Below are 24,464 nucleotides of genomic sequence, written 5' to 3'. Positions count from 1 at the left end.
GTGTCCCGTGCCCCGTCTGTCTGAAGTCATCGCCGCGCTGGAGGACCTGTGGCCCGCCGAGCGGGCCGAGTCCTGGGACGCGGTCGGCACCGTCGTGGGCGATCCCGGCCAGGACGTCACGCGGGTGCTGTTCGCGGTCGACCCGGTGCGCGAGACCGTCGACGAGGCGGTACGGCTGGGCGCCGACCTGCTGGTCACCCACCACCCGCTCTACCTGCGCGGTACGACGACGGTGGCGGCGACCCACTTCAAGGGCCGGGTCGTGCACACCCTCATCAAGCACGACATCGCCCTGCACGTCGCCCACACCAACGCCGACACCGCCGACCCGGGCGTCAGCGACGCGCTGGCCGGCGCGCTGGACCTGCGGGTGGTGCGCCCCCTGGTGCCCGACACGAGCGACCCCGACGGACGCCGCGGTCTCGGCCGGGTCTGCGAGCTGGACCACCCGCTGACCGTCCGTGAGTTCGCCGCCCTCGCCGCCGAACGGCTGCCCGCCACCGCGCAGGGCATCCGGGTGGCCGGCGACCCCGAGGCCGCGGTCCGCACGGTCGCCGTGAGCGGCGGCTCCGGCGACAGCCTCTTCGACGCCGTCCGGGCGTCCGGGGCCGACGCCTTCCTCACCGCGGACCTGCGCCACCACCCGGCCTCCGAGGCCCGCGCCCACAGCCCCCTCGCGCTGCTCGACGCGGCGCACTGGGCCACCGAGTGGCCCTGGTGCGAGCTGGCCGCCGCCCAGCTCGACGAGATCTCCGACCGCCACGGCTGGGACCTGCGCGTCCACGTCTCGAAGACGGTCACCGACCCCTGGACCGCCCACGCGGCGTCCAACCCGACGCACACTCCTGGAGCCCCCAACTGAACGCCGCGTCCGCCGACCAGATCCGCCTCCTCGACGTCCAGGCCCTCGACGTCCGCCTCCAGCAGCTCGCGCACCGGCGCAAGTCGCTGCCGGAGCACGCCGAGATCGAGTCGCTGAGCAAGGACCTCACGCAGCTGCGCGACCTGCTGGTGGCCGCGCAGACCGAGGAGAGCGACTGCGCCCGCGAGCAGACCAAGGCCGAGCAGGACGTCGACCAGGTGCGCCAGCGTGCCGTCCGCGACCAGCAGCGCCTGGACACCGGCGCGGTGACCTCCCCCAAGGACCTGGAGAACCTCCAGCGCGAGATCGCCTCCCTCGCCAGGCGCCAGGGCGACCTGGAGGACGTCGTGCTGGAGGTCATGGAGCGCCGGGAGTCCGCGCAGGAGCGGGTCGCCGAACTGACCGAGCGGGTCGGCTCCGTCCAGTCGAAGATCGACGACGCGACCGCGCGCCGGGACGCCGCGTTCGAGGAGATCGACGGCGAGGCGGCGTCGGTGACCAAGGAGCGCGAGGTCGTCGCGGGCTCGGTCCCGGCGGACCTGCTCAAGCTCTACGACAAGCTGGCCGGGCAGCAGGGCGGCGTCGGCGCGGCCAGGCTCTACCAGCGGACCTGCCAGGGCTGCCGCCAGGAGCTGGCCATCACCGAGCTGAACGAGATCCGCCGGGCGGCGCCGGACACGGTGGTGCGGTGCGAGAACTGCCGCCGCATCCTGGTGCGCACCTCCGAGTCGGGCCTGTAGGGGCCGCTGCGGTGCGGGAGTTCATCGTCGAGGCCGACGGCGGTTCCCGGGGCAACCCGGGGCCCGCGGGGTACGGCGCCGTGGTGCTCGACGCGGCGACCGGCGAGGCGCTGGCGGAGACGGCCGAGTACCTGGGCGTCGTCACGAACAACGTCGCCGAGTACCGGGGGCTGCTGGCCGGCCTGCGCGCGGCCCACGCCCTCGACCCCGCCGCGTCCGTGCGGGTGCGGATGGACTCCAAGCTGGTCGTGGAACAGATGTCCGGCCGCTGGAAGATCAAGCACCCCGACATGAAACCCCTGGCCAGGGAGGCGGGACGGGTCTTCCCCGCCGGGCAGGTGACGTACGAGTGGATCCCGCGGGAGCGCAACCGGCGGGCCGACCGGCTGGCCAACGAGGCGATGGACGCCGGGGCCCGCGGGGAGGCCTGGACGCCCTCCCCGGCGGCCGGGGCACCGGCGGTCCCGGAGCCCGCGGGGCCACCCGGGGACGCGACGGCGGGCGCGGCACGGGTCCGCGCGGCACTGGCGGGACGCTCAGCGACGACCGCCTCCGCGACGGCCCCGGGGGCCGACGGCTCCGCCGTCACCGGGCGCGCTGACTCGGCCGCGCCGGGGTCCGTCGACTCCGCCGTGCCGGGGTCCGCTGACTTCGCGGCCGTGGGGCGCGCCGGCTCTGTCGCGCCGGGGTCCGATGGCTCCGCCGTTGCGGGGCGCGCCGGCTCCGGCCCCGTTTCCCCCGTGTCCGGGTCCGCCGGCTTCGCCTCCGTTTCGTCCGCTGGTTTCGCCGTGCCGGGAGGCGTTGGCTCGGGCTCCGTTTCGCTCGCTGGTTCCGCCGCTGTTTCGGGGGCAGTCGGCTCCGGCCCTGTTTCGTCCGCTGGTTTCGCCGTGCCGGGAGGCGTTGGCTCGGGCTCCGTTTCGTCCGCTGGTTCCGCCGCTGTTTCGGGGGCAGTCGGCTCCGGCCCTGTTTCGTCCGCTGGTTCCGCCGTGCCGGGAGGCGTCGGCTCCGCTCCCGTTCCGCCCGGAGCTTCCTCCACGGCGGGGCGCGCCGGCTCCGCCCCCGCGTCGTCCGGTGGCTCCGGTCCCGTCGCCTCCCCGGCCGGGGCCGGTGCCGAGGTGAACGCCGCGCGGAACGTCGCCACGCCTCGCGTGGGGTGGGGGGCGCCCGACCTGGGAGCGCCCGCCACCTTCGTGCTGCTGCGGCACGGCGAGACACCCCTCACGCCGGAGAAGCGCTTCTCGGGCAGCGGGGGCGGCGACCCCTCCCTGTCCGACGTGGGGCGTGAGCAGGCGGAGCGGGTGGCCGCGGCGCTGGCGAGGCGCGGGACGATCCAGGCCGTCGTGGCCTCCCCGCTGGCGCGCGCCCGCGAGACCGCCGGAATCGTCGCCGCCCGCCTCGGGCTGGAGGTCGGTGTCGACGACGGCCTGCGCGAGACCGACTTCGGCGCCTGGGAGGGCCTGACCTTCGCCGAGGTGCACCAGCGTCACCCCGACGACCTCAGCGCCTGGCTGGCCTCGCCGGACGCCGAACCCACCGGCGGCGGCGAGAGTTTCGCGGCGACCGCCGCCCGCATCGCCGCCACCCGCGACAAGCTGGTCGCGGCGTACGCCGGCCGGACCGTCCTGCTCGTCACCCACGTCACCCCGATCAAGACCCTGGTCCGTCTCGCCCTCGGCGCCCCGCCCGAGTCCCTGTTCCGGATGGAACTCTCGGCGGCCTCCCTGTCGGCCGTGGCGTACTACGCCGACGGCAACGCCAGCGTCCGCCTCCTCAACGACACCTCCCACCTGCGCTGAGCGCGGCCGCCTCGCGGGCCAGCCGCTCGATCCGCGCCCAGTCCCGGGCGGCCACCGCGTCCGCCGGGACCATCCAGCTGCCGCCCACGCAGCCGACGTTGGGCAGCGCCAGGTACTCCGGAGCCGAGGCGGGCCCGATCCCGCCCGTCGGGCAGAACCGCGCCTGCGGCAACGGCCCGGCCAGCGACTTCAGGTAGGCCGTGCCGCCCGCCGCGGCCGCCGGGAAGAACTTCATCTCCCGCACCCCGCGCTCCAGCAGCGCCACCACCTCGGACGTCGTCGACACGCCCGGCAGGTACGGCACCCCGGACCGCCGCATCGCGTCCAGCAGCACGTCCGTCCAGCCCGGGCTCACCAGGAAGCGCGCCCCCGCCGCGACCGCGTCCTCGACGTGCCCCGGCGTGATGACCGTCCCGGCCCCGACCACCGCGTCCGGCACCGCCGCGCCGATCGCCCGGATCGCGTCGAGCGCGGCGGGCGTCCGCAGCGTCACCTCGATCGCCGGCAGCCCGCCGGCGACCAGCGCCCGGGCGAGCGGGACGGCGTCGGCGGCGTCCGGGACGACGACCACGGGGACGACGGGGGCGAGATCAAGCACGGAGTCGCTCATGCGCCACATCGTGCCCGGCACACGCACCATACGCATGGAGCGTTGCGTGCCATGCAACGCACCCGGAGGCCACCGGCAGCCGGTACGGGCTCAGTGGACCTCGTCCACCAGCACGTCCAGCGACCAGGACCGCCCCGCCCCCGCGGGCGCCTCGGCCTCCACCGCGTACCCGAGCTCCCGCAGCACCTCCACCAGCTCCGCCGGTCCCTGCGGCGCCGCCGCCGACGTGAGCAGGGCCCGTACGATCCGCCCTTTCGTCGCCTTGTTGAAGTGGCTGACCACCTTCCGTGTCGGCGCGTGCAGCACCCGTACCGTCGCCGTCCGCCCCGCGACCCCGCCCTTCGGTTTCCACGCCGCCGCGTACGCCGCCGACCGCAGGTCCAGCACCAGGCCCTTGCCGGCCGCCTCGGGCAGCACCGGGGCCATCGCCGTCCGCCAGTGCGCGCCCAGCGCCCCCAGCCCGGGCAGCCTGACCCCCATCGAGCAGCGGTACGACGGGATCCGGTCCGTCACCCGGACCGCGCCCCACAACCCCGAGAAGACCAGCAGGGAACGCGCGGCCCGCCGCTTGGCGGCCGCGTCCAGCGAGGCCAGGTCCAGGGCGTCGTACAGCACGCCCGTGTAGATCTCCCCGGCGGGCCGGGTTCCGGCGGCGCGCAGGGCGGCGTTCTTGGCGACCTCGCCGCTCAGCCCCTCGCTCAGCCCCAGCACCTCACGCGCCTTGTCCTCGTCGCCGGCGCACAGCTCGACCAGTTCGCCGAGGACGGCCTCCCGGGCCTCGTTCAGCTCCGGCAGCGCGAGCGACTCCAGCGTCAGCGGTGCGCCCCGGCCGGAGGACGCCTTGCCCTCCGAGGGCGGCAGCAGGACCAGCACAATTACTCCTTCGATAGACCTCCGCGCCAGCGTACGGCGTGCCGCCGGGCACCCGGTCCGGCGTCCGCGGCACCTCACGGCGGCGCCGCACCGCGCGCCCGCGCGCCGTCGGGGTGACCTCCACCGGGCCGCGGGCCGATCGCGAGGCCGAGCGCCGCCGCTGCGCCCGCGGCGGCATCCCCCTCCACCTGCTCGCGGACCGCGGGGCCTCCTCGATCGCGCTGTTCAGTGACCCCGAGAGGGACGACCACCGCGAGCACCTCACCCGCCCCCTCGGCAGACCGCTCCCCTTCCCCGGGCCCTTCGCGTTCGACCTGGAGACCGCGGACTTCCTCCGACCGGCCGCCCGGTACCATGGTCAGCACGGCAGACGAGCCGGGCGGACGGCCGCGTGGAGGTTCTCGTGAATCTCCCCGAGGAACGTCCGGGCTCCACAGGGCAGGGTGGTGGCTAACGGCCACCCGGGGTGACCCGCGGGACAGTGCCACAGAAAGCAGACCGCCGGGGGCCTCGGCCCCCGGTAAGGGTGAAACGGTGGTGTAAGAGACCACCAGTGCCCAGGGTGACCTGGGCAGCTAGGTAAACCCCACCCGGAGCAAGGTCAAAAGGAGCGCGGTGAAACGCGCTCTGCGCGGACGTTCGAGGGCTGCCCGCCCGAGTCCGCGGGTAGACCGCACGAGACCGGCGGCAACGCCGGTCCTAGATGGATGGCCGTCACTCCACGGGCCGCGAGGCCCCGGAGCACAGAACCCGGCGTACAGCCCGACTCGTCTGCCGCTACCTGCGGCTTTACCTGCGAAAGGACCTCTGACCTGCGTCGGAGACCTTCTGGTCTTTCGGGGGGCTCAGCAGGAAGGGCGAGAACTTTCTCCTGACCTGCTTCTGAAGACAGTCGACGACGCTTCCCTGGAGAAGATGTTCTTCACGTCGATCCGGAATTTCCTGATCGACGAGGCCGAACTTACCGAGCGGGGGACGATGCGGCGGCGCTTCGCCGCGCGCCTTGGCGCGGACACGCACGCCGCCATACGAGCGAACGTCTCCCAGCCCCCGGTCACATCCTGCTTCCCGACCGTGACGGCATCCTGGCCTTCGGCGCTTCCCACGGCCTGCCCTCACTGCGGCGCGGCAGCGACCAGAGCCAGATCCCGGTCCTGCGCACGGCCCTGTCGGGCCAGGGGCATGCCGAGGGACGTGGCCGGCTCACCTACCGTGACGGCGCCGTCGCCGGTGAGGAGCTGTATGTGCAGACCGCGGCCATGAACGGCTACGTCCTGGTCGTCGCGGTCACCGGCCTCGCGCCCTGGACGACCTTCGCGCCCTCCGTTCGATACAACGGCTTCGAGCCCGCCGACTACACCTGCGCACACTGCGGGGAGGACTTCACCTCCTACGCCCGCGCCTGCGCCCGCTGTGAGTCCGTCCCGTGCCCCGACTGCGGCCGCTGAGGCTGCGACCGCAAGGTGTCCGAGCGCCAGTGCACGGCCTGCTTCGTCGTCCATCCGGCACTTCGGTTGTGATCAACGGCTTCAGACACCTTGATCATCCGAGGTCGCGTCTCGTTTCACCAACGCCACGAGACCGACAACGCGCCTGCTCCGGCACAACCCTGACGTCTCATCACCGAGAGCGCTCGCGCCCTGGCGCAGACCCGCAGCTCTTTGGCGATCATCGTGTTCGTCTCACTGCGCTCGAATCGCTCGGCCGCCTCCAGCCGTAACCGTTCCTGAAACTCCCCTGGGTTCGGCGGTCAGCTCGCCCCCTTGTGGATACCGCATCCCATGGTGATACCGCACGGAGCAGGACACGGTCAGCCCGTTACGACATCACGAGTTCAACCTCAGTGAACTCCTCGAGGGCGTCGCTTCCTAAAGTTCAGGTGCAGCCTCGGTGCTTCAACTCCTGCAATCGCTGGGGCGCCGCGCGAACACGGTATCCCGCTCCGTTACTGCGCTGACTCAGGCGTCCTCCTTACGCCAAGCCCGTGTCGGACGCCCATTCTCGTCCCAATTGCTGTCAGACAGCATGGTCAATCCGTCCTCGGCGAAAACCCGCTCGACTGCGAGTGTGCCGTTGGCGTGCCATTCACGTGAGACGCCCACCGGGCGGCCTCTGCGTGCCGTCGCTTCGGACCGGAGAGAGCCGTCCTTGTACCACTCTCGGCTCGGCCCGTGCCGCAAACCGTCCTCGTAGCACTCAAGGCTGATCAGGGCTCCACCTAGGTGCTCCACGACCTCTCCGGTGAATGGTGCTCCCCGGTACAGCAACCGCTGCGAGTGGTCGATATCGACCTCGGGGTCGTCAATGTCGATGCGAATCTGTTCAGTCATCAGGGAATCCAAGTGGCATCTGTCGGCGGATTTCCTGTGAACCTACCATGCAAGCTGTCCACACCGTCCAGCATAAGGTTGCAGTTCGCACAGAATGGAGCGGGGCGCCCCGACAGCTGAGTCTGCATGTGCGGCGTGTAGGGGAATTCAACGGCTGCACGCAACTCGGCTAGTGCAGCTTCGCCGTCTGGAAGTCCCAGCTTCGTCCTTTCCCAGAGCAGAGCATTTACAGCCTTCACTTCGGCGTGTCCCAGCGGGTGGTCGGGGGCAGGAGGCGGATCAGGAAGTGCGTTGTAGTTGGCTGCAAGTGTTGGATGGACTTGGTCCGGTGCAAGGATGTTGTCGAACTTGCCATTGATTCCCTCAATGATCGTCCCGGTTCGCAGGTCCATGACCTGACCAGCACAAGCCCCGACCTGCCGCCGTGAGAGCGTGCCGAGTTCCTTGGCCTCCCTGAACGCGGCACCACGCTGATATGACAAGTCTTTCAGGAAGTGCTCGAAATTCCGGCCGTCGACGTGCGTGATCAACCCATCCGCATCGCGGGTGACCCGGTGCTCCGGCAACTGACCGAGCACATTCTCGCCCCTCGCGGGTGTCGGCAGAGGCTGGTCCCCGATGTGGAGGGGATCCGCAGCACGCCGGGCCGCATCGTCCGCCAGTGAGCCCCGGGGCTCACGCACATCCCGGTCGGGGTACTGCTCACCGTCATCCGCGCGATCATGGGGTGCGCCTTTGTCACCGGTACGGCTGTCAGCGTGTTCTCCGTGACCATGGTGGCCGTCACCGTGGCCGGTCCCGCTTTCGGGACCACCTGCGATGTCGCTGTAGGCACCATCGTTTGCACGGCTGTGCGGTGTCGGACTGTCACTATCGTGCGACGGCGATGGGTCTCGTGGACCGCTCGGCGGCTCATGGCTCGCCGACGGGCCTGGCCCGTGCTCGTGGGTCGGGCCACCGGGCAGCCCATTTCCGGCTGTGCCGCCGGGGAGCTCGTTGCCCGCGGTGCCGCCGGGCAGGTTGTCGGCGGTGCCGCCCGGGCCCTCGCCCCGTCCGCCCAGTGCGTTCGGGTCGTCGCTCAGGCGGCCCGCGTCGGTGAGGCCGTCGTCGCCCAAGCGGACGTGCTGTGCCGCGTTGTCGGCGGTGTGCGTGCCTGCGCCGACCAGGGCCGGTTCCCGGACCGGGGAGTCCACCCGCGGGGTGTCCGCGCCCGGTGCCGGGGGTGGGCTGCCGGCCTGGTCGACAATGTCGCCGGGGCCGTCGGCCGCCTGCTGCACGGTGTTGCCCCGGGAGTCGAGGAGGTTACCGTCCGGGTCCATGTACTGGGCCGGGACGCCGTCCTCGGTGGGGAGTCTGACCGTGCCCGGCGGCAGGACGGTGGCGTCGTCGGGCAGCTTCACGTTCCCGTCCGGCAGCCGCGTCGCCCCCTCCGGCAGCGCCGCGCCTTCCGGCAGGTTCACCGTGCCGTCCGGGAGCCTGACCGCACCCTCCGGGAGGGTGATCGCGCCCTCCGGCAGGGCGGGGATGTCGATGCTGCCGATCCCCTTGAGCGCTGCGCTGATGTCGCCGATCTTCGACAGGCCGGCGCCGGCGCCCTTGGCGATGTACGTCATCGGGTCGATGACCTTCGCCGTCGTGCCCAGCGCTTTGGCGACCGCACCGGCCTTGCCCGCACCCGACGCCGCACCCCCCGCACCACCGGTGAACACGGTCGTGAGCACGTTGAAGGTGACCGCACCGGCCGCGCGGGCGGGGTTCTTGCCCCACTGGTCCCACGCCACCAGCGCCTTGCCCGTCTCCTTCATCGCGGTACGCGAGTCACGGATCCAGCCGGGCAGCTTCTCCTCGGGCAGCGACCAGAACATCGTCCCCACCCCGGGGATCGAGGACAGCGCCAGGCCGGTGGCCAGCTGCGCCAGGCCCTTCCAGGCCTGCCCCATCGCCTCCCAGCCGCCGAAGCCGACCAGCGTGCCCAGGCCCTTGATGGTGCCCCAGATACCGTCCACGATCAGGCCGTCCCACACGAACGACTTCACCCAGTGGCCGACCTCGTACCACTCATGCTTCTCCTCCACCGGGTCACCCCAGGGAAGCCTCGCATTCTTCATGTCCTCGGCCGAGAACCCGTACTGGCCCTCACGGTCCGAGCCATCGCCGACGACGACCTTCTTCCCGCCGGGCACCAACGCAATGATCTTGTTGTGGCAGGTCCGCTCCGCCGCCCAGAACGCCGCCACCGTCGCCGTGATGTCGTCCCGCAGCTGGTTGTGCTCCTCGACCTTGTCCCCGTCGTACTCCCACTCGTCGTCGTCCTTCACCGACTTCACGAACGCCGTCGCGTCGGTCTTCAGCCGCTCCAGCTTCTCCTTGAGCGGACGGACTTCCGTGGCGTACTCCGACAGGGCCGAGGACACCGTCTCCAGGTCGTCCGCGAAAGCGTCCGCCCGGTCCTTCACCGGCTTGGTGGTGGCGAAGAGCTTCTCCGCCTCCGGCGCCTGGTAGTACGCGGACAGGCCCTGGAACTGTGAGTGGACATCCGCACCCGCGTCACGGACGTTCCCGGCATCCTTCTTCAGACCGGCGTAGTCCTTCTCCAGTTGCGCCAGGTCACCGGTGAACTGCGGAATCTGATCGGGCTGGATCACGCCTTGCCCTTCCCCGGCATGTCGATCTTCGGGGCGGCGAGCGTCTTGCGCTGCGCCTCCGCCGCCATCTCCTGGTCACCGTTCAGGTACGCCGTCGTCGCATCCACCACACCCTGCAACGACTTGCCCGCCCGGGCCGCGACGAATGGCAGATCCTTCGAAGCACGCTCGGCATACTATGACAGAGCCAGCGCGACCAGCCCACCCTGCGCCTGCTCACCGCCCTCACCCCCGCCGCCCTCCGCGGAGTTCGTGCCCGCACTGGGCGCCGCCGACGTCAGATGATCACCGAAGCTCTTGCCGTACGTCTCGGACTTCGACGCCCTCTCACCCGTCCTCTTCAGCACACCCGTCCGGCTCAGGAGCCGCCGCGCTCGCGGGGGATCTTCTGGCCGGCCTCGATCGCCACCGGCAGCCGGTTCTCGGCCGGGGGCAGCGGGCAGGTGGCCAGGTCGGTGTAGGCGCACGGCAGGTTGGCGGCGCGGTTGAAGTCCAGGACGACCGTGCCGTCGGCGGCGGGTGGCGCGAGGGCCAGGGACCGGTTGGCGGCGTAGGTGGTGACGCCGGAGGTCGCGTCGGTGAACAGCACCATCAGCCGGCCCGTACCAGGGCCGGGAAACGCGGTCAGTGACAGCGGGCGCCCGTCCAGCTCGAACTCGACCCTGCCCGGTGCGTCGTAGACATGCTCAAGGCCCTCGACCGCAGCGCCCACGGTGGTCGGCCGCGGCGTGTCGAAGGGGATGTAGCGGCCCGTCACGGCCCACCGCGGGTCGGGGGCGTAGGCGGGCGTTCCGGTGAAAGCCGTGCGCAGCGGCGCGTCCGGGTGCCGGGGGCGCACGATGTCCCGGCCGCCGCGCCGCGCGGCCTCGATGACGGCGTCTCCCCAGACGGCGTCGACGCCGCCGCGCTCGGGAAGCACGCCGAAGCGGTGCTCACCGCGCACCGGCGTCCCGTCCACGACCAGTTCCTCGCCGTCGTCGAGGTCCACGACGATCCCCTCGGGGCCGGTGCGCCACGTGCCGGGCGCGTCCGGGAAGCGCTGGGGTCGGTCGTCGAGCCAGTGCAGGCCGGTGATCGCCAGGAACCCGTGCGGGGCGGCGAGCCGGGCCTCCTGGGCGCGGTACCACTCCAGCCAGGTCTCGGTGAAGGCGTGGAGGTCCGTGGTGGTGGCCTCGGTGGTCATGGGGAATCTCCTTCGTGCCGGGTGTGCCTTCGGGCAGGGGAAGCAGGGGGTTGCCGAGCCGACGCCTGGACTCAGCCGGCCAGTTCGCCGAGGAGTCGCCAGGTGCGCCGGCGACCGGCCTCTCCCGCGATCTCGGTGCCCGAGAACACCACCTCGGTGGCGCCGGCTTCGCGGTAACGCCGTACCTCGGCCTCGACCGTCTTCTCGTCGCCGATCACGGCCAGGTCGGCGGCCCGCCGGCCGCCGGAGAGCTCTATGACCCGCGCGTAGGACGGGATCTGTTCGTAGAACGCGAGGTGCTCGGTGGCCTTGGCCCGCACCGCGTCGACGTCGTCCGTGACCACGCCGGGCACCAGTGCCACGATCCTGGGCGCGGGGCGGCCGGTGGCCTCAGCCGCGGCGGTCAGGGCGGGCACGATGTGGTCCGCGAGGGCGCGCGGTCCCGCCAGGTAGGGCAGGATCCCGTCGGCCAGTTCACCGCTGACCCGCAGCGCCTGCGGCCCCATCGCGGCGACCAGTACGGGGACGCCGCTCTCGGCGCCCGGTACGCGCGCCGGGATCGGGGTGGTGGCGGTGAGCAACTCGCCGTGGAAGTCGGCGGTGCCGGTCTGTGTCAGTTGCCGTAGCGCGGTGAGGAACTCACGCAGGCGGGCGACGGGGCGTTCGAAAGGCAGGCCGAAGCCCGTCTCCGTCAGCAGTTTCGTACCGAGGGCCAAGCCGAGGTGGTAGCGGCCGTGGGTCGCGGCCTGGGCGGTCTGGGCCTGGCTGGAGACGAGCAGCGGGTGGCGGCCGAAGACGGGGATCGCGGAGGTGCCGACCTGCAACCCGGGCACTTCGCGCCCGACGATCGCCGCGAGCTGGGGTGAGTCCGCGCCGAAGGTCTGCCCGAACCAGGCCGACGTGAGACCGAACTCTGCTGCCTCTTGGGCCAGTTGAACGGTGGCGTCGACCTGGTTCGGCGCGTCGGACGCGTTGAGCGCTACTCCAACAGTCATGTCAGTCAGAACGGGCGTCGACCGAGACCGCATTCCGGTCCGCGTGTGACAGCTTCTTGTCAGTCATGTGTACCAGCGCTGGCCCGGGGGCTCAGCCCGCCTGTCGTCCGTCCGGTGCGGACCGGTGGGTGAGGGGCGCGCGCGGTGCGAGGTTCTCGCGCAGGGTGGTGCCGGTGCATTCGGTGCGGTGGATGCCGCGTTCCTGCGGTTCCGGGACGAGCAGGCCGTCGAGGCCGTCGAGGCGGTCGGGAATGAGGTACGGCGTGACGGTGAAGCCGTCGATCGCGCCGTGCCGTACGAAGGGGGCGAACGTGTCGGCCGGGCCGGACGGAGTGCCGACGTGCCCGCGTCGCGGGCCGAGCGCGAGGACGGTCTCGCACGGCGACCAGCCGTGTGCCTCCGCCCTTCGCCCGCCATGCGGCCACGAGGGCGGGCGGGTCGGCGGTGCGCCGTGCACCGAAGGAGCCGTCGTTCTCCGTGACGACCGGCGTGCCGAGCGGAGCCGCCGTCCGTCGGGGCGTCCGCGATGCGGGACGGTCCTCTTGACGCCGATGTCGGCCGGATCGACACTCACTGGGGGAATCCTAGATCTTAGGTAGGGAAATATGAGGCGCCTGGAGCCGGTCACCGTCCGTGTGCGCCGTTCGCCTCTTCTGACCTCCCGCCGTCACATCGATCTGCTGCGTGTATGCAGCGCGATCAGGTCTCAGGGCTGAACCGCGTCCATCCCGTGCCGGCGGCGCCCCTTGAGCGGGGCTCACGCGTCCGGTGCGCACGGGTGAGCCCCGTTCCCTTGTCCGAGGTCGCTTCCGCCGCGCGTCCGCGCCCGCTCCCGGGGAGAGTCATGACCGTCACACCGCTGGCCGCCCACGCCTCAGACCGACCCGCGCCCGCCTTCCGGGGCCGGATCGGCCGGGACGCGCGCAGCGGCCACTACGCCGTTCCGGGCCGCTACCGTCTCCATCTGTCGACCGCCTGTCCCGACGGCCTGCGCATCGCCATCACCCACGGCCTGCTCGGCCTGGACGCGGTCTGTCCGACCACCTTCCTGCCGGCTGTTCCCGACTGCCCCGAGGGCGGCCACTCGGTCCTGCGGCCGCTGTACGAGGCCAGCGCCCACCGGTACACCGGTCCGGCCGTCGCGCCGGTGCTCAGCGACGACTGGTCCGGACGGATCGTCAGCACCCATGCCCCGGACATCATCCGCGACCTCGCCCGCCGGTTCGGCGGTGACCGTCTCTCGCTCTACCCGTGTGGTGCGGAGGCGGAGATCGAGGCGGTCGAGCGGATGTGCGCGCAGGGCATCGACCAGGCCGCGCAGCGCGCCGGATCGGCCGGTGGCGAGCCTGTGGAACGTGACAGGGCACTGACCAAGCTGCTGGAGACGCTCGGCGCCCTGGAACGCCGGCTCGCAGCACGCTCGTACTTGATCCGCGACGACATCACCGCCGCCGACGTCGAGCTGTGGGTCGCGCTGGTCCAGCTCGACACCGTGCACCGCCACCACCTTGACGCCTCCGCCGTCCAGCGCATCGCCGACCACCCCGCCCTGTGGGCCTACGCCCGCCGGCTCGCCGCCCACCCGGCCTTCGGCGGCCACCTCGACCTCGGGGGCGTCGAACGCCGTCACCACGCCCGCTGCCATGGCCTGGAGGCCGCCGGAGCAGCCGTCCAGATCCTGGACTGGGCGGCACACGCAGCCCCTTAGCCGTTCCACCTGGTGGACCGGCGTCGACATTCGTTCGGGCCGGCTGGCCGGTCCCGGACGCGAGGAGATGCGTGACCACGCCCAGGACCACCGCTTCGCCGCGCAGCGTCAGCGCGCCGACGGCGAGGTCCGGAGGGCGAGGCCACGGCCACTCCCGCGCGGTCTAGTGCCGCGGCAGGCTACGTTCGCCCCGTCGTAGCCTGCCGCGGCACTAGCCGACGAGTTCGCCTATGAGTGCCGCGACTTGTTCCCCTTCGATGAGGAAGCCGTCGTGACCGTAGGGGGATTCGACTACCCGGACGCGATCCGCTGTGGGGATCCCGGCCGCCAACTCCGCTTGCTGGGGCAGCGGATAGAGACGGTCCGAGTCGACGCCCGCGACGAGGGTCCTGGCCCTCACACGGCTCAGGGCGGCGCGCGTACCGCCCCGGCCGCGACCGATCTCGTGACTGTTCATGGCCTCTGCCAAGGTCACGTAGCTGCCCGCGTCGAAGCGGCGGACGAGCTTGGCGGCGTGGTGGTCGAGGTAGGACTCGACCTGGTACCGGCCGCCGTTCCAGGGATCCTCCGTGCCCTGCGGCGCACGGCCGAAGCGAACCTGGAGCTCCGGTTCGCTGCGGTAGGTGACATGGGCGAGGCGACGGGCCAGGCCGAGTCCCGCATGCGGGCCGAGCCCGGGGGCGGCGTCGTGGTAGTCGCCGCCGCGCCAGTGCGGGTCGCTGCGGATGGCATGGAGCTGGATGTTCGCCCAGGCGATCTGCTCCGAGCTTGCCGCGGCCGCCGTGGCGAGCAACAGGAGCGTCCGAGTCCGTTCCGGACGCGACACGGCCCATTCCAGCGCCCGCATCCCGCCCATCGACCCGCCGACGACCAGGGCCCAGCGCTCGATGCCCAGCGCGTCGGCCAAGTCCGCTTCGGCGGTCACCTGGTCACGCTGGGTCAGGAAGGGGAAGGTGCCACCCCAGCGGCGCCCACCCGGTGTGAACGACGACGGTCCGGTGCTGCCCTGGCAGCCGCCGAGCACGTTCGGAGCCACGACGAACCAGCGGTCCGTGTCGAGCGCGCGCCCGGGTCCGATGAGCCCCTCCCACCAGCCGGGGGTGGGGTGCCCGGGTTCGGCGGGGCCGACGACGTGGCTGTCCCCGGTCAGGGCGTGCAGCACCAGCACCGCGTTGGAACGGTCGGCAGCGAGCCGCCCCCACGTCTCGAACGCGAGCCGCACGCCCGGAAGTTCACCGCCCGCCTCCAGGGGAAGCGGTCTGTCCCGCTCGTACCACTGGCGACGCCCGGGCGGGTCCCCCTCCCGCCAGGCCCCGGAGGCAGGCGGAAGGGGGACCTCGGACGGCGTCAGCACGGTGTTCAGGATGCGCCCTTCACCGCGCGGAACCCCGCCGCCAGGTCGGCCTTGAGGTCGGCGAGGTTCTCGATGCCGACCGACAGGCGCACCAGGCCGGGGGAGGTGCCGGTGGCCGCCAGCTGGTCCTCGTCGAGCTGACTGTGCGTGGTGGACGCCGGGTGGATGATGAGGCTGCGCACATCACCGATGTTGGCCAGGTGACTGAAGAGCTCCACGGCGTCCACGAACCGCTTACCCGCCTCCACACCGTCCCGCAGCTCGAAGGAGATCACGGCACCGGCACCGCGCGGCAGGTACTTCCGCCCCGCCTCGTACCACGTGCTGGACTCCAGGCCCGGGTAGTGGACGGCGGCGACCTCGTCCCGCTGTTCCAGCCATTCGGCCAGGGCCTGGGCGTTGGCCGAATGCCGTTCGATGCGCAGACTGAGTGTCTCCACGCCTTGCAGCAGCAGGAACGCGGAGTGCGGGGAGAGGGCCGGTCCGAGGTCGCGCAGCAGCTGCACCCGCAGCTTGACGGCGAAGGCACCCGGGCCGAGCGCCGGCCAGTACCGCAGCCCGTGGTAGCTGGGGTCGGGCTCCGTGAAGTCCGGGAACCGCTCGGCATGAGCCCCGAAGTCGAAGGTGCCGCCGTCGACGACCACACCCGCGATGGCCGTGCCGTGCCCTCCCAGGAACTTGGTCGCCGAGTGGACGACGATGTCCGCACCGTGCTCGATGGGCCGCAGGAGATAGGGAGTGGGGACCGTGTTGTCCACGATCAGTGGCACGCCCGCCTCGTGAGCGACGTCCGCGACCGCCCGTACGTCGAGCACGTTGCCGCGCGGATTGCCCAGCGTCTCCGCGAACAGCGCCTTGGTGTTCGGCCGGATCGCCGCCCGCCAGGCCTCGAAGTCGTCCGGGTCGTCCACGAACGACACCTCGACGCCCAGCTTGGGCAGCGTGTGCCGGAACAGGTTGTACGTGCCGCCGTACAGCGACGTACTGGAGACGATGTGGTCGCCGGAGCTCGCGAGCGTCAGGATAGCCAGGGTCTCGGCGGCCTGCCCCGACGACAGCGCCACTGCCGCGGCCCCGCCCTCCAGGGCGGCGATACGCTGCTCGAAGACGTCCTGGGTGGGGTTGTGGATGCGGGTGTAGATGTTGCCGGGCTCGGCGAGCGAGAACAGGTCGGCGGCGTGCTGGGTGTCCCGGAACACGAACGACGTCGTCTGGTAGATGGGCGTCGCCCGGGCGCCGGTGGTCGGGTCAGGGGCGGCCCCGGCGTGGATCTGCTTGGTCTCGAACGACCAGGCCGACGTGTCGGGCCCGGCGGACGGTTCCTCAGGGGTGTGGCCGGCGGTGACGGAGTCGATGGGCTGGCTCATGATGGTGCTCCCTTGTGCGGAAGGCGGAGATGCCCGCGGTGCGGCAGACGGGAAGGCGCGAAGGAACCACAGGGCGGACAGCCGCGTCCGGAACGCGGGTGGCGGTCAGCCCTGTGCGGTGGGAAAAGACTGGTCGGAGACCGGAGCGCGGACTCAGCTCACGGCAGAACAACGCGTGGTGGTGACACGCCCGTAGTCAACGTGGCGGCGGGTCACGAGCACGGTCATGAGGCCAGGTAACCACATGGGGGCAGCCGCGCACCAGCGCAACGCACCCGTCTCACCGGCTGGAACGCATGATGGATGCGCCGTCCCGAGTGTGCTGTGACCCGGTCAACGCGACGGACCGGGCTGCCCGTTCACGGCACGCGCGAGCTTCGGCTCTCCTCGGCCGACGCCGTCACGCGTCGACCGAGGTCGTCAGCACCGCCCGGACGGTCTTGCCGCCGGGTGGGTGGGGGACGCAGTCCCAGTGGTCGGCGAGGGCGGTGACGAGGGTCAGGCCGCGTCCGCCGGTGGGGAGCGGGTCGGGTGCGGCGTCCGCGGGGCGGGGGACCGGGTGGAGGTCTCCGCGGGCGTCGCTGACCTCGACGCGGAGGCGGCCGGCCGCCGGGTCGAGGACGTCGAGGACAAGGGTGAGCCGGAAGCAGCGGCCGGGCACGCGGCCGTGCAGGACGGCGTTGGCGGCGAGTTCCGCCACGACGAGTTCGGCACGCTCGGTGAGGTCCTGGGAAGCGCCCCGGGAGCGCAGTTCGGTCACCGCGAGGAGCCGGGCGAGACGGGCGCCGCGCCGCGTGGACGACAGCAGGTGCGTGACGGTGCTGACGGGCCGGCCGACGTGGGGTGTTGCGTGGTTCATGGCGTCAGAGTGGCGGGAGGGGACGGGCGGGGTCGAGTGCCGCGCCCCGTACGCGGAGTGAGCGTACGGAGGCGGGGAGGAGGCGGTGCGCGCCGGGTTCTCTACCCGCACGGGCAGGCCAGTTCGGGGACCGCGCGGTTCGGGGAGCACGTGGCCACGGCCAGGGAGAGGTACGAGGGGCGTTCGAGGTAGCAGCCGTACGACACGTCGGCGCCCGCGCGCAGGCGTTCGGCGGCGGCGTCCACCAGCCGGACCAGGCGCGCGGTGTCCCGGTCGCCCTCCGCCGCGAACCGCGGGGTGTACTCGGCCAGCCGCTCGCCGAGCCAGGCCGCCGCCTCCTTCGCCTCGTCCCAGGTGCCCCGCACCAGTGAGCGGGACTTGACGAGCCAGTACGCCGTCTCCAGGGGCGGGAGGTCCGACGTCCGGAACTCCGCGGCCACCTGGCGGTAGCGCTCGATCAGTTCCGGCCTGCCTCCGGGCGGGGGCGGGTCGGGGTGCGGGGGCCGCCGCAGGGCCTCGTCGTCGAAGCGTTCCCTCGGGCCGGTCCAGAGGTAGGCGTGGTGGTGCATGGGCTGTTCCCGCTTCGAGTAGCGCCGGCCGGACGCGGGAGGGTCCGGTCCGGCCGGCGGTGGGGAAGAGAGGGGGAGGGGAGGGTCAGGCGCCGGGGCCGAAGCGCGCCGGGTCGATACCGGCCGCGTCCAGTTCCTCGGTGGTGAACCGCAGCGGCTGCGCGTCCGGCCGCTTGCTGTCGCCCAGCGCCCAGGCGTCCTCGCCGATCCGGGCCAGGGTCACGCACCCCTCGGTGCAGGGGCCGCCGCCGCCCGTGGCGGGCGGGAGTGCACGGGAGGGGAGGTGGCCGCCCGGGTTTTTCCGCAGGTGAGCGGTGGACGCGGACGGTTTCTCCTCGCTCTCCGTGACCTCAGGGTGGCGGTCGGACGGGGCGGGGACGAGGGTGGCACCCCGTACGCTGAGTCAGCGTACGGACACGAAGAGTGGACGGTACGTCTGTTTTCCCGTCAGGCTGGAGGCGATTGCGGGCGGCGTGAGGAGCCGTCGCGGTGTGGTCCGGAGAAGAGGAAAGGGGCGGCGGATGGACGTGACCGGGGTCGAGGGGGAGGCGGCCGGGGCCGAGGGCGCCGGTGCGCGGGCGGTCGTGGTGACGGAGGGGGAGCGGGAGCCGCATCCGTCGGACAGCCTGCGGACGTTCGGGGCCGTCGTCCAGGCGTTGCGTGAGCACGCGGGGCTCAGCCGGGTCGACCTCGGTGCCCGGGTCCAGTACTCCAAGCACACGGTGGAGTCGGTCGAGTTGGGGCGGCGGATGCCGGACGAGGCGTTCGTGGAGCGGGCGGAGGAGGCCCTGGGCAACACAGGTGCGCTGCGGAAGGCCGCGCGGCATCTGACGCGGGGGGAGGCGGGGCTGGCGGCGTGGTTCCGGCGGTGGGCTCGGCTGGAGCGGGAGGCGGTGAGCCTGTGTACGTATGAGTGCCGGTTGGTGCCGGGGTTGTTGCAGTCGGAGGGGTATGCGCGGGCGGTGTTCGAGGGCACGATTCCGCTGCGGACGGATGAGGAGCTGGAGGTGCAGCTCGCCGTACGGATGGAGCGGCAGGCGGTGATGCGGGAGCGGCCGACGGTGCCGTTCAGCTTCATCGTCGAGGAGCATGTGTTCCGGCGGAGGTTCGGGGAAGCAGAGGCAATGCGTGGGCTGGTGAACCACGTTCTTGAGCTCACCACCCCGCGCAATGTGACGCTTCAGGTGGTGCCGTTGGCGGCTGGGTTGCACGCGTGTCTGGACGGGCCGATGCGGATCTTGGAGACCCCCGGAGGGCAGCGCCTCGGTTACTCCGAGGGGCAGGAGAACGGGCGGTTGATTGCCGACCGGAAAGAGGTGAGCCTGATCTGCCAGCGCTATGAAACACTGCGCTCGCAGGCCCTGAGCCCCAAGGGATCCCGGGCCCTGCTGGAGCGACTGCGAGGAGAGCTATGAACAGCGGTACGACCGATCTCGCCTGGTTCAAGTCCAGCTACAGCGGCAGCCAGGGCGACGACTGCGTGGAGGTAGCGATCGCCGAACAGGCCGTCCACGTAAGGGACTCAAAGGACGTGACCCGCCCGGCCTTCGCCGTCGGCCGTGAGGGCTGGGGGCGGTTCGTGCGGTTCGCGGCGGAGCGCTGAGCGACTTGAGGGCGTGCCGTCGGCTGGAGGAGTACCGGACGGCACGCCCTCACCGCGTTCGGGAGCGCCTGGTCTCCTTCGTCGGGCCGTAGCCGAGGGCCGTCGCTGCTCCTGGGGAGGGCTGCTCGGGCCGCGCGCCGTGCTTGTGCCCCTTTCCGCGCCCGTTCAGTGTTCCCCCGGCCCCTACGCGCCACTGGCCGGCGCGTGCTTGGAGCCGGGGGAACGGCGTGCGACGGGGCGAATCAGTCCCCACTGAGCATGCGGACGACGACCCGCACACCGGCAGTCTTCGCGGTCCAGCGGGCCGGTCTGGCGCGATTCGTCCAGCCGGAACGCTCGCGGCGTGGCCAGACGCGGGCCTCGGTCCAGTCCGGCAGCCAGCGACAAGCCGTCGGAGGTGCACGCGTGAACTCCCCCTTCACGACGAGCACGGCGCTACCGAAGGTCGGAGTCCGGCACGCGGCCGGAGCCGGAAGGGCTCACCGCGCCGGCCGGCTCGGTGAGTGGCGCCACGGAAGTGGCCTCCATCTGCGCGACCGCTTGGTCGAAGCCGCGGACAGCGGGGTACCGGTAAGGGCCGAGACACAGCGCGATGAGCGAAGAGAGCACCAGCGCAGCGGCGATGTAGGGAAACAGCGCGCGATAGTCCCCGGCTGCGTGGCGGCCGAGCTCGGTCAGTAGAGGACCGAGTGCGCTGAACAGGAGAATCGCGCTGTGGAGCATTCCCAGCAGCGTCCCGACCCGTCGTAGCCCCAGGTAGCGGCTGACGAGGAAGGAGAGCAGGTCGATCTCCGTACCGAAGGCCAGCCCGACCAGGGCGATGCCGACCGCCGCACTGACGAAGGGCGGTCGGAGCAGGAACAGCCCGACCACCGGGCAGAGCAACACGACTGCGGCGACCAGCCGGGCGGGGATCCGGTCGAGCAGTACGCCGCTGATGATGCGGCCGGCCAGCGACGCCAGTGCGTAGATGCTGAGCAGAGACGCGACCTCGCCTGGCGGCAGGCCGTCGTCCGTCATCATCGGGACCACGTTCACCTGTATGCCGCTGATCGCGAGACTGCTCAAGCACAGTACAGCGCCGATCATCCACAGGTGCCGGCCGGCCAGCGCCTCCGGCACGGTGAGACCGGGGAGCACGACGTGGGCCTCACGGTCCCCGCCGGCAGTGTTTTCGAGCAGTCGGCCGCGCTTGCTGCGCTCGCCCCGGACCCGCACCAACGCGGTGGTCGCCGTCAGGGAGATGAGCGCGGCCACGAGGGCCATCCAGACGTACGCCTGCCGCCAGCCGACCGCGTCGATAAGGGTGCGGGCGAGGATCGGGGTGAGCGAAGCCCCCAACGCGGCGATCGCGGCCGTCACTCCGATGGCCGTTCCCCGCTTGTTGTCGAACCAGCTGACAACCGCTTTGGAGAACGGCAGGAAGGTGCCGCCGGCGAAGAAGCCGGCCAGCAGGAACGGCAGGTAGAAGACGGGCAGGCTGGGTGGCACGAGGGAGATGGAGGCGACTGAGGCGGTGTAGAGGAGGTAGGAGGGAATCAGCACGGCGTGCAACGTGTAACGGTCGAGGAGTCGGCCGGCCAGTGGTGTACCGACCGCGAAGCTGACTGCGGAAACCGTGAAGGCGACCGAGACGGTGGATCGGTCCCACCCGGTCTCGTCGGTGATCTGGAGCAGGAAGAGGCCGAAGGTGCTCAGTACGAGCGGTCCGTGACCGACGGTCTGCGCGAGGCCGGAACCCACCACGACCATCCAGGGGTTACGACGTTGGATTGGTGTCATCTGTACTCCTCGTCAAGTAGGACCATGCCGGGACGGCAGGAGAGTGCAGTTCGGCCGACGCCTGGGGACCCATGCCGAAAGTGCCGGCCGCAGCCGCTCATGGATGGATGCGATCAAACGGCCGCCTCGCGGTGGGCGAAGCGGGGACATAGTGGTGGCGTTTCGAGTCGATGAGTTTTCGGCATCCCGCCGTGTGGCGCTCTTCGCGAGCGTTCGGATCGAACTCGAGCATCGACTGTTTGAGCATCGCGTTCGTCGCGGTACGCGATCTGGCCGGGCTTTCCCCCGATGGTTCACGGGGACCGGCACTTGGTCAGTGGGAGCGGCGCGTGTGGGAGTCGTTTTGATGGCGCTCACGAGCTCGTCGCAAGCTGCGATTCAGCGAGGCGGTTTCAGGTCGTCGGGTTCGTCACTCAACGAGGCTGATGAGCCGGGGGTCGCGCCGGGGAGTTTCCCGGAAAGGACTTGCCAAGGCTGCACCGAATGCAGTCTGGGGCTGCTCCGATGGGAAGACGCGAAGGCGTCGGTCCGCTTGTGCTCAGCCCCGATCGGCGTGGGCGGGTACCGATGGCGACGACGAGTTCGACCGTCCGTTCGCGGCTACTGGGCGGAGCCTCATCGTGGGCGGCCGGCGACGCCGAGGGATCACCCGGCGAGCATCGACGGCTTGGCGGCGAGCGAGTCGTCCCCGGAGTTCACATGGTCGCGGTCGTTCGGTCGGCGGTGATGACCTGGCGGCGGCGGGAAACCGGTGAGCCGAGGTCGGCACAGCCGCAGGCGCCGCCTTGGGGCAGGTGGGCGTTGTCCGCACAGTCGCGGAATTGTTGCCCCACCCGTAGACGGCCTGGGTTTCCGCGGGGATACGGCGGTCACCGACGTTATCGACATCGCCGGCCAAGCCGTGGGTGACAAGGCTGAGGCGGCCGAAGAGATCGGAGTGGCGCACGACAACGTGTCACGACAGAAGCCCCGCTCACAGTGAGACAAACGATCGCCGGGCTGGCATTGGCCTCGGGTTCGAATGTGAGTGTGGAAGACACGTGAATAAGGTTCCCTTGCTGGCTGGAGATGGTGCGATGCGCTGTCGCCCGCCCGTGCTTATGGCCGGGGAGCATCCCGCGCTGGGAAGTGTGTCTGTATCGATCGATACAGAGTGCTTGGAAGGTAGGACCGGATGCCACGTGGCGTCAAGGGGGCGGCAACAGGCAATGGGCCGGCGCTGCCGGCGCGCGAATGCGGGGTGGGCTCACGCGGCTGACGCATTCCACCGGAGGAGACGTCGATTAACCCGAACAGGGCGTCGCACGCTGCGCGGCGGCCGGTGGTGCGACGCGGACGGCGGCAACGTAGTCGACGGCCCGAGCGGCCCGGAGCGGACCACTGGGCCTCGCGCGGAGCCAAGGAGAGTCGCACCCTGTGGCCGGGCCGGTTACGGCGTCTGCCAAGAGCCGTCCCCAGCCTGGTCCCGCGCTGTCCGGAGATCTTCGGGCGCTGACTCGCGTTCTCCTTCGCCGTGTCCCTGACTCCTCCGGGTGGCGGTCGGACGGGGTGGGGGCGAGGGTGGCATCCCGTACGTTGAGTCAGCGTACGGACACGAAGAGTGGACGGTACGTCTGCTTTCCCGTCAGGCTGGAGGCGATTGCGGGCGGCGTGAGGAGCCGTCGCGGTGTGGTCCGGAGAAGAGGAAAGGGGCGGCGGATGGACGTGACCGGGGTCGAGGGGGAGGCGGCCGGGGCCGAGGGCGCCGGTGCGCGGGCGGTCGTGGTGGGGGAGGGGGAGCGGGAGCCGCATCCGTCGGACAGCCTGCGGACGTTCGGGACGGTGAGCCTGTGTACGTATGAGTGCCGGTTGGTGCCGGGGTTGTTGCAGTCGGAGGGGTATGCGCGGGCACTCTTCGAGAACCGCATTCCGCTGCTGACGGACGAGCAGTTGGAGGCTCAGGTCGAGGCGAGGATGGAGCGGCAGCGGATGCTCTACGAGCGTGCGACAGTTCCGTTCCACTTCATCGTTGAGGAAGCGGTCCTGCGACGGAGACTGGGCGGTGCCGAGGTGCGGCGCGAGCAGCTGAACCACGTTCTGGAGCACACATCGCCTCGCAATGTGGCATTGCAGATCATGCCGCTAGAAGCCGAGTACCACTCGTGCATGGATGGGCCTCTGCGCCTACTGGAGACCCCAGAAGGGCGTCGACTCGCATACTCGGAGGGCCAGGAGAGCGGGCGGCTGATTGGCGACTCGAAGGAGGTGAGAGTTCTTCAGCAGCGCTATGACACACTGCGGTCGCAGGCCCTGCACCCCAAAGATTCCCGGGCCCTGCTGGAGCGACTGCGAGGAGAGACATGAGCACGACGGAGCTCGCCTGGTTCAAGTCAAGCTATAGCGGTAGCTCGGGGGACGACTGCGTGGAAGTCGCCGTCGCCGAGCAGGCCGTCCACGTAAGGGACTCCAAGGACGTGACCCGCCCGGCCTTCGCCGTCGGCCGTGAGGGCTGGGGGCGGTTCGTGCGGTTCGCGGCGGAGCGCTGAGCGACTTGAGGGCGTGCCGTCGGCTGGAGGAGTACCGGACGGCACGCCCTCACCGCGTTCGGGAGCGCCTGGTCTCCTTCGTCGGGCCGTAGCCGAGGGCCGCACGGTTGATGAAGCGGTCACCGAGGTCGTTCACAGGGGCGGGCTTCGAGTGCTGGGCGGCGCTCTTCGCCGCGGACTTCTTCGAGGCAGGCGGCTTGCCGCCCGTGCGCTTGGCCGGGGTCGCCTTCGCCTGCTTGGCGTTCTTCGCGGCCGGCGTGTTGCGCGCCGCGTACTTCTTCCGGAGCGCTGCGAGTTGCTCGCGCTCTTGCGGGGCCACGTTGGCGGGGAGGGCGTTGGCGATGGCCCGAGCCCGGCTGAGTGCGTAACGCGCCTCGTTCCAGCGCTTTGTGTCGATCGCCAGGCGGGCCACCCTGATGGTCTGCTGCAAGGCCTTGATCTTCGCGGGCTGCCGCTTGGGTATGGGTGACTCGGCCCCGCTGCTCCGCCGCTGCCCGGCGGCACGGGTAACCCCAGTCCGTACCCGAGGTCAGGACGACGACCGAACGAGGACTGCTGCTCTGGCTTCGACGTACCACGTGCGCTGTTCCTTGGTTGAGCGGTGGGGCATGTCCTGGGGTGGCCGCCAGGCGGGGCCACCCCGGGGGTAGGTCGGTCGTGTCG

General features: G+C 71.3%; 25 protein-coding genes, 1 other RNA gene and 1 pseudogene. 12 read left to right on the top strand and 15 right to left on the bottom strand.

The window, feature by feature from the left end; genetic code table 11:
• The first annotated feature begins 7 nt into the window (after positions 1 to 7).
• The 3 genes from ACFF45_RS07770 to ACFF45_RS07760 are packed head-to-tail and all read left to right on the top strand — an operon-like array spanning position 8 to position 3,398.
• The gene (locus tag ACFF45_RS07770; protein WP_381343721.1) at positions 8 to 862 is read left to right on the top strand and encodes a Nif3-like dinuclear metal center hexameric protein; all 855 of its coding nucleotides are present in this window, start codon (positions 8 to 10) and stop codon (positions 860 to 862) included.
• Entirely contained in the window at positions 859 to 1,602 is a 744-nt protein-coding gene (locus ACFF45_RS07765; protein ID WP_381343786.1) for a zinc ribbon domain-containing protein, read from the top strand. The genes ACFF45_RS07770 and ACFF45_RS07765 overlap by 4 nt, the downstream gene beginning before the upstream one ends.
• Positions 1,551 to 3,398, top strand: coding sequence for a bifunctional RNase H/acid phosphatase (locus ACFF45_RS07760; protein WP_381343718.1), 1,848 nt, complete (start codon positions 1,551 to 1,553; stop codon positions 3,396 to 3,398). The genes ACFF45_RS07765 and ACFF45_RS07760 overlap by 52 nt, the downstream gene beginning before the upstream one ends.
• Here the strand turns inward: ACFF45_RS07760 and eda are convergent.
• Together eda and yaaA are read right to left on the bottom strand one after the other, a co-directional pair.
• Positions 3,373 to 4,008, bottom strand: coding sequence for a bifunctional 4-hydroxy-2-oxoglutarate aldolase/2-dehydro-3-deoxy-phosphogluconate aldolase (eda, locus tag ACFF45_RS07755; protein WP_381343715.1), 636 nt, complete (start codon positions 4,006 to 4,008; stop codon positions 3,373 to 3,375). The two genes, ACFF45_RS07760 and eda, sit on opposite strands and share 26 nt — an antisense overlap.
• Positions 4,009 to 4,098: 90 nt before the next feature.
• Positions 4,099 to 4,881 (bottom strand): peroxide stress protein YaaA, encoded by a 783-nt coding sequence (gene yaaA, locus ACFF45_RS07750; RefSeq protein WP_381343712.1) that lies wholly within the window; start codon positions 4,879 to 4,881, stop codon positions 4,099 to 4,101.
• A 107-nt stretch (positions 4,882 to 4,988) separates the two neighbouring features.
• Here yaaA and ACFF45_RS07745 point away from each other — a divergent pair.
• The 3 genes and pseudogenes from ACFF45_RS07745 to ACFF45_RS07735 form a co-directional block, all read left to right on the top strand.
• Positions 4,989 to 5,213 (top strand): annotated as a pseudogene (locus ACFF45_RS07745) (Uma2 family endonuclease); the annotation flags it as partial.
• Positions 5,214 to 5,252: 39 nt separating this feature from the next.
• An RNA gene (gene rnpB / locus ACFF45_RS07740) (RNase P RNA component class A) lies at positions 5,253 to 5,655 on the top strand.
• 470 nt (positions 5,656 to 6,125) lie between these two features.
• A complete protein-coding gene (locus ACFF45_RS07735; RefSeq protein WP_381343709.1) occupies positions 6,126 to 6,329 on the top strand; it encodes a hypothetical protein in 204 nt (67 codons plus the stop codon).
• Between the two features lie 510 nt (positions 6,330 to 6,839).
• On the opposite strand, the gene ACFF45_RS07730 is transcribed toward ACFF45_RS07735, so the two are convergent.
• The 6 genes from ACFF45_RS07730 to ACFF45_RS07705 all read right to left on the bottom strand — a co-directional run bounded on the left by ACFF45_RS07730 (position 6,840) and on the right by ACFF45_RS07705 (position 12,491).
• A complete protein-coding gene (locus ACFF45_RS07730; protein ID WP_381343706.1) occupies positions 6,840 to 7,211 on the bottom strand; it encodes a toxin-antitoxin system YwqK family antitoxin in 372 nt (123 codons plus the stop codon).
• Positions 7,211 to 9,856, bottom strand: a complete 2,646-nt coding sequence (locus tag ACFF45_RS07725; protein WP_381343703.1) for a hypothetical protein — start codon at positions 9,854 to 9,856, stop codon at positions 7,211 to 7,213. The genes ACFF45_RS07730 and ACFF45_RS07725 overlap by 1 nt, the downstream gene beginning before the upstream one ends.
• Positions 9,853 to 9,975, bottom strand: a complete 123-nt coding sequence (locus ACFF45_RS35725; protein WP_465269406.1) for a DUF6507 family protein — start codon at positions 9,973 to 9,975, stop codon at positions 9,853 to 9,855. The genes ACFF45_RS07725 and ACFF45_RS35725 overlap by 4 nt, the downstream gene beginning before the upstream one ends.
• Positions 9,976 to 10,214: 239 nt before the next feature.
• Positions 10,215 to 11,039: a DUF1684 domain-containing protein gene (locus tag ACFF45_RS07715; RefSeq protein WP_381343700.1), complete on the bottom strand. Its 825-nt coding sequence runs from the start codon at positions 11,037 to 11,039 to the stop codon at positions 10,215 to 10,217.
• A gap of 71 nt (positions 11,040 to 11,110) precedes the next feature.
• Entirely contained in the window at positions 11,111 to 12,034 is a 924-nt protein-coding gene (locus ACFF45_RS07710; protein ID WP_381343697.1) for an LLM class F420-dependent oxidoreductase, read from the bottom strand.
• Between the two features lie 91 nt (positions 12,035 to 12,125).
• Positions 12,126 to 12,491, bottom strand: coding sequence for an LLM class oxidoreductase (locus ACFF45_RS07705; protein ID WP_381343694.1), 366 nt, complete (start codon positions 12,489 to 12,491; stop codon positions 12,126 to 12,128).
• Between the two features lie 148 nt (positions 12,492 to 12,639).
• Here ACFF45_RS07705 and ACFF45_RS07700 point away from each other — a divergent pair, with 148 nt between their 5' ends.
• Positions 12,640 to 12,750 (top strand): putative leader peptide, encoded by a 111-nt coding sequence (locus tag ACFF45_RS07700; protein WP_381343691.1) that lies wholly within the window; start codon positions 12,640 to 12,642, stop codon positions 12,748 to 12,750.
• A 128-nt stretch (positions 12,751 to 12,878) separates the two neighbouring features.
• The gene (locus ACFF45_RS07695; RefSeq protein WP_381343689.1) at positions 12,879 to 13,742 is read left to right on the top strand and encodes a glutathione S-transferase C-terminal domain-containing protein; all 864 of its coding nucleotides are present in this window, start codon (positions 12,879 to 12,881) and stop codon (positions 13,740 to 13,742) included.
• 211 nt (positions 13,743 to 13,953) lie between these two features.
• Here ACFF45_RS07695 and metX read toward each other — a convergent pair whose 3' ends face one another.
• From metX to ACFF45_RS07670, 5 genes are all read right to left on the bottom strand, one after another.
• Entirely contained in the window at positions 13,954 to 15,096 is a 1,143-nt protein-coding gene (metX, locus tag ACFF45_RS07690) for a homoserine O-acetyltransferase MetX (RefSeq protein ID WP_381343686.1), read from the bottom strand.
• Positions 15,097 to 15,101: 5 nt separating this feature from the next.
• The gene (locus tag ACFF45_RS07685) at positions 15,102 to 16,463 is read right to left on the bottom strand and encodes a bifunctional o-acetylhomoserine/o-acetylserine sulfhydrylase (RefSeq protein WP_381343683.1); all 1,362 of its coding nucleotides are present in this window, start codon (positions 16,461 to 16,463) and stop codon (positions 15,102 to 15,104) included.
• Positions 16,464 to 16,863: 400 nt separating this feature from the next.
• On the bottom strand, positions 16,864 to 17,322 hold the full coding sequence (locus ACFF45_RS07680) for an ATP-binding protein (protein WP_381343680.1): 459 nt from the start codon (positions 17,320 to 17,322) through the stop codon (positions 16,864 to 16,866).
• Positions 17,323 to 17,423: 101 nt separating this feature from the next.
• The gene (locus ACFF45_RS07675) at positions 17,424 to 17,891 is read right to left on the bottom strand and encodes a hypothetical protein (RefSeq protein ID WP_381343677.1); all 468 of its coding nucleotides are present in this window, start codon (positions 17,889 to 17,891) and stop codon (positions 17,424 to 17,426) included.
• A gap of 85 nt (positions 17,892 to 17,976) precedes the next feature.
• Positions 17,977 to 18,198 (bottom strand): DUF397 domain-containing protein, encoded by a 222-nt coding sequence (locus ACFF45_RS07670; RefSeq protein WP_381343783.1) that lies wholly within the window; start codon positions 18,196 to 18,198, stop codon positions 17,977 to 17,979.
• Between the two features lie 214 nt (positions 18,199 to 18,412).
• On the opposite strand from ACFF45_RS07670, the gene ACFF45_RS07665 reads away from it, so the two are divergent.
• Together ACFF45_RS07665 and ACFF45_RS07660 are read left to right on the top strand one after the other, a co-directional pair.
• Complete coding sequence (locus tag ACFF45_RS07665; protein ID WP_381343675.1) at positions 18,413 to 19,306, top strand: helix-turn-helix domain-containing protein; 894 nt, start codon at positions 18,413 to 18,415, stop codon at positions 19,304 to 19,306.
• Positions 19,303 to 19,494 (top strand): DUF397 domain-containing protein, encoded by a 192-nt coding sequence (locus tag ACFF45_RS07660; RefSeq protein WP_381343672.1) that lies wholly within the window; start codon positions 19,303 to 19,305, stop codon positions 19,492 to 19,494. The genes ACFF45_RS07665 and ACFF45_RS07660 overlap by 4 nt, the downstream gene beginning before the upstream one ends.
• 435 nt (positions 19,495 to 19,929) lie before the next feature.
• On the opposite strand, the gene ACFF45_RS07655 is transcribed toward ACFF45_RS07660, so the two are convergent.
• The gene (locus ACFF45_RS07655) at positions 19,930 to 21,246 is read right to left on the bottom strand and encodes an MFS transporter (RefSeq protein ID WP_381343670.1); all 1,317 of its coding nucleotides are present in this window, start codon (positions 21,244 to 21,246) and stop codon (positions 19,930 to 19,932) included.
• A gap of 1,728 nt (positions 21,247 to 22,974) precedes the next feature.
• Here ACFF45_RS07655 and ACFF45_RS07650 point away from each other — a divergent pair.
• Positions 22,975 to 23,619: a DUF5753 domain-containing protein gene (locus ACFF45_RS07650; protein WP_381343668.1), complete on the top strand. Its 645-nt coding sequence runs from the start codon at positions 22,975 to 22,977 to the stop codon at positions 23,617 to 23,619.
• The gene (locus tag ACFF45_RS07645; protein WP_381343666.1) at positions 23,616 to 23,801 is read left to right on the top strand and encodes a DUF397 domain-containing protein; all 186 of its coding nucleotides are present in this window, start codon (positions 23,616 to 23,618) and stop codon (positions 23,799 to 23,801) included. The genes ACFF45_RS07650 and ACFF45_RS07645 overlap by 4 nt, the downstream gene beginning before the upstream one ends.
• A 49-nt stretch (positions 23,802 to 23,850) precedes the next feature.
• Here ACFF45_RS07645 and ACFF45_RS07640 read toward each other — a convergent pair whose 3' ends face one another.
• Positions 23,851 to 24,231 (bottom strand): hypothetical protein, encoded by a 381-nt coding sequence (locus ACFF45_RS07640; RefSeq protein WP_381343664.1) that lies wholly within the window; start codon positions 24,229 to 24,231, stop codon positions 23,851 to 23,853.
• Positions 24,232 to 24,464: the final 233 nt, after the last annotated feature.

Source organism: Streptomyces cinereospinus, from assembly GCF_042430725.1.
GTDB classification, from domain to species: domain Bacteria; phylum Actinomycetota; class Actinomycetes; order Streptomycetales; family Streptomycetaceae; genus Streptomyces; species Streptomyces cinereospinus.
This window is presented reverse-complemented; position numbering and strand designations above follow the sequence as displayed.

Bases quoted from the DNA above. Each gene is read 5' to 3' on its own strand.
- ACFF45_RS07645 (WP_381343666.1), top strand. From the start codon at position 23,616: ATGAGCACGACGGAGCTCGCCTGGTTCAAGTCAAGCTATAGCGGTAGC.
- ACFF45_RS07715 (WP_381343700.1), bottom strand. From the start codon at position 11,039: ATGACCACCGAGGCCACCACCACGGACCTCCACGCCTTCACCGAGACC.
- ACFF45_RS07730 (WP_381343706.1), bottom strand. From the start codon at position 7,211: ATGACTGAACAGATTCGCATCGACATTGACGACCCCGAGGTCGATATC.
- ACFF45_RS07695 (WP_381343689.1), top strand. From the start codon at position 12,879: ATGACCGTCACACCGCTGGCCGCCCACGCCTCAGACCGACCCGCGCCC.
- ACFF45_RS07680 (WP_381343680.1), bottom strand. From the start codon at position 17,322: ATGAACCACGCAACACCCCACGTCGGCCGGCCCGTCAGCACCGTCACG.
- ACFF45_RS07710 (WP_381343697.1), bottom strand. From the start codon at position 12,034: ATGACTGTTGGAGTAGCGCTCAACGCGTCCGACGCGCCGAACCAGGTC.
- ACFF45_RS07650 (WP_381343668.1), top strand. From the start codon at position 22,975: ATGGACGTGACCGGGGTCGAGGGGGAGGCGGCCGGGGCCGAGGGCGCC.
- eda (WP_381343715.1), bottom strand. From the start codon at position 4,008: ATGAGCGACTCCGTGCTTGATCTCGCCCCCGTCGTCCCCGTGGTCGTC.
- ACFF45_RS07665 (WP_381343675.1), top strand. From the start codon at position 18,413: ATGGACGTGACCGGGGTCGAGGGGGAGGCGGCCGGGGCCGAGGGCGCC.
- ACFF45_RS07655 (WP_381343670.1), bottom strand. From the start codon at position 21,246: ATGGTCGTGGTGGGTTCCGGCCTCGCGCAGACCGTCGGTCACGGACCG.
- ACFF45_RS07675 (WP_381343677.1), bottom strand. From the start codon at position 17,891: ATGCACCACCACGCCTACCTCTGGACCGGCCCGAGGGAACGCTTCGAC.
- ACFF45_RS07660 (WP_381343672.1), top strand. From the start codon at position 19,303: ATGAACAGCGGTACGACCGATCTCGCCTGGTTCAAGTCCAGCTACAGC.
- ACFF45_RS07700 (WP_381343691.1), top strand. From the start codon at position 12,640: ATGAGGCGCCTGGAGCCGGTCACCGTCCGTGTGCGCCGTTCGCCTCTT.
- ACFF45_RS07685 (WP_381343683.1), bottom strand. From the start codon at position 16,463: ATGAGCCAGCCCATCGACTCCGTCACCGCCGGCCACACCCCTGAGGAA.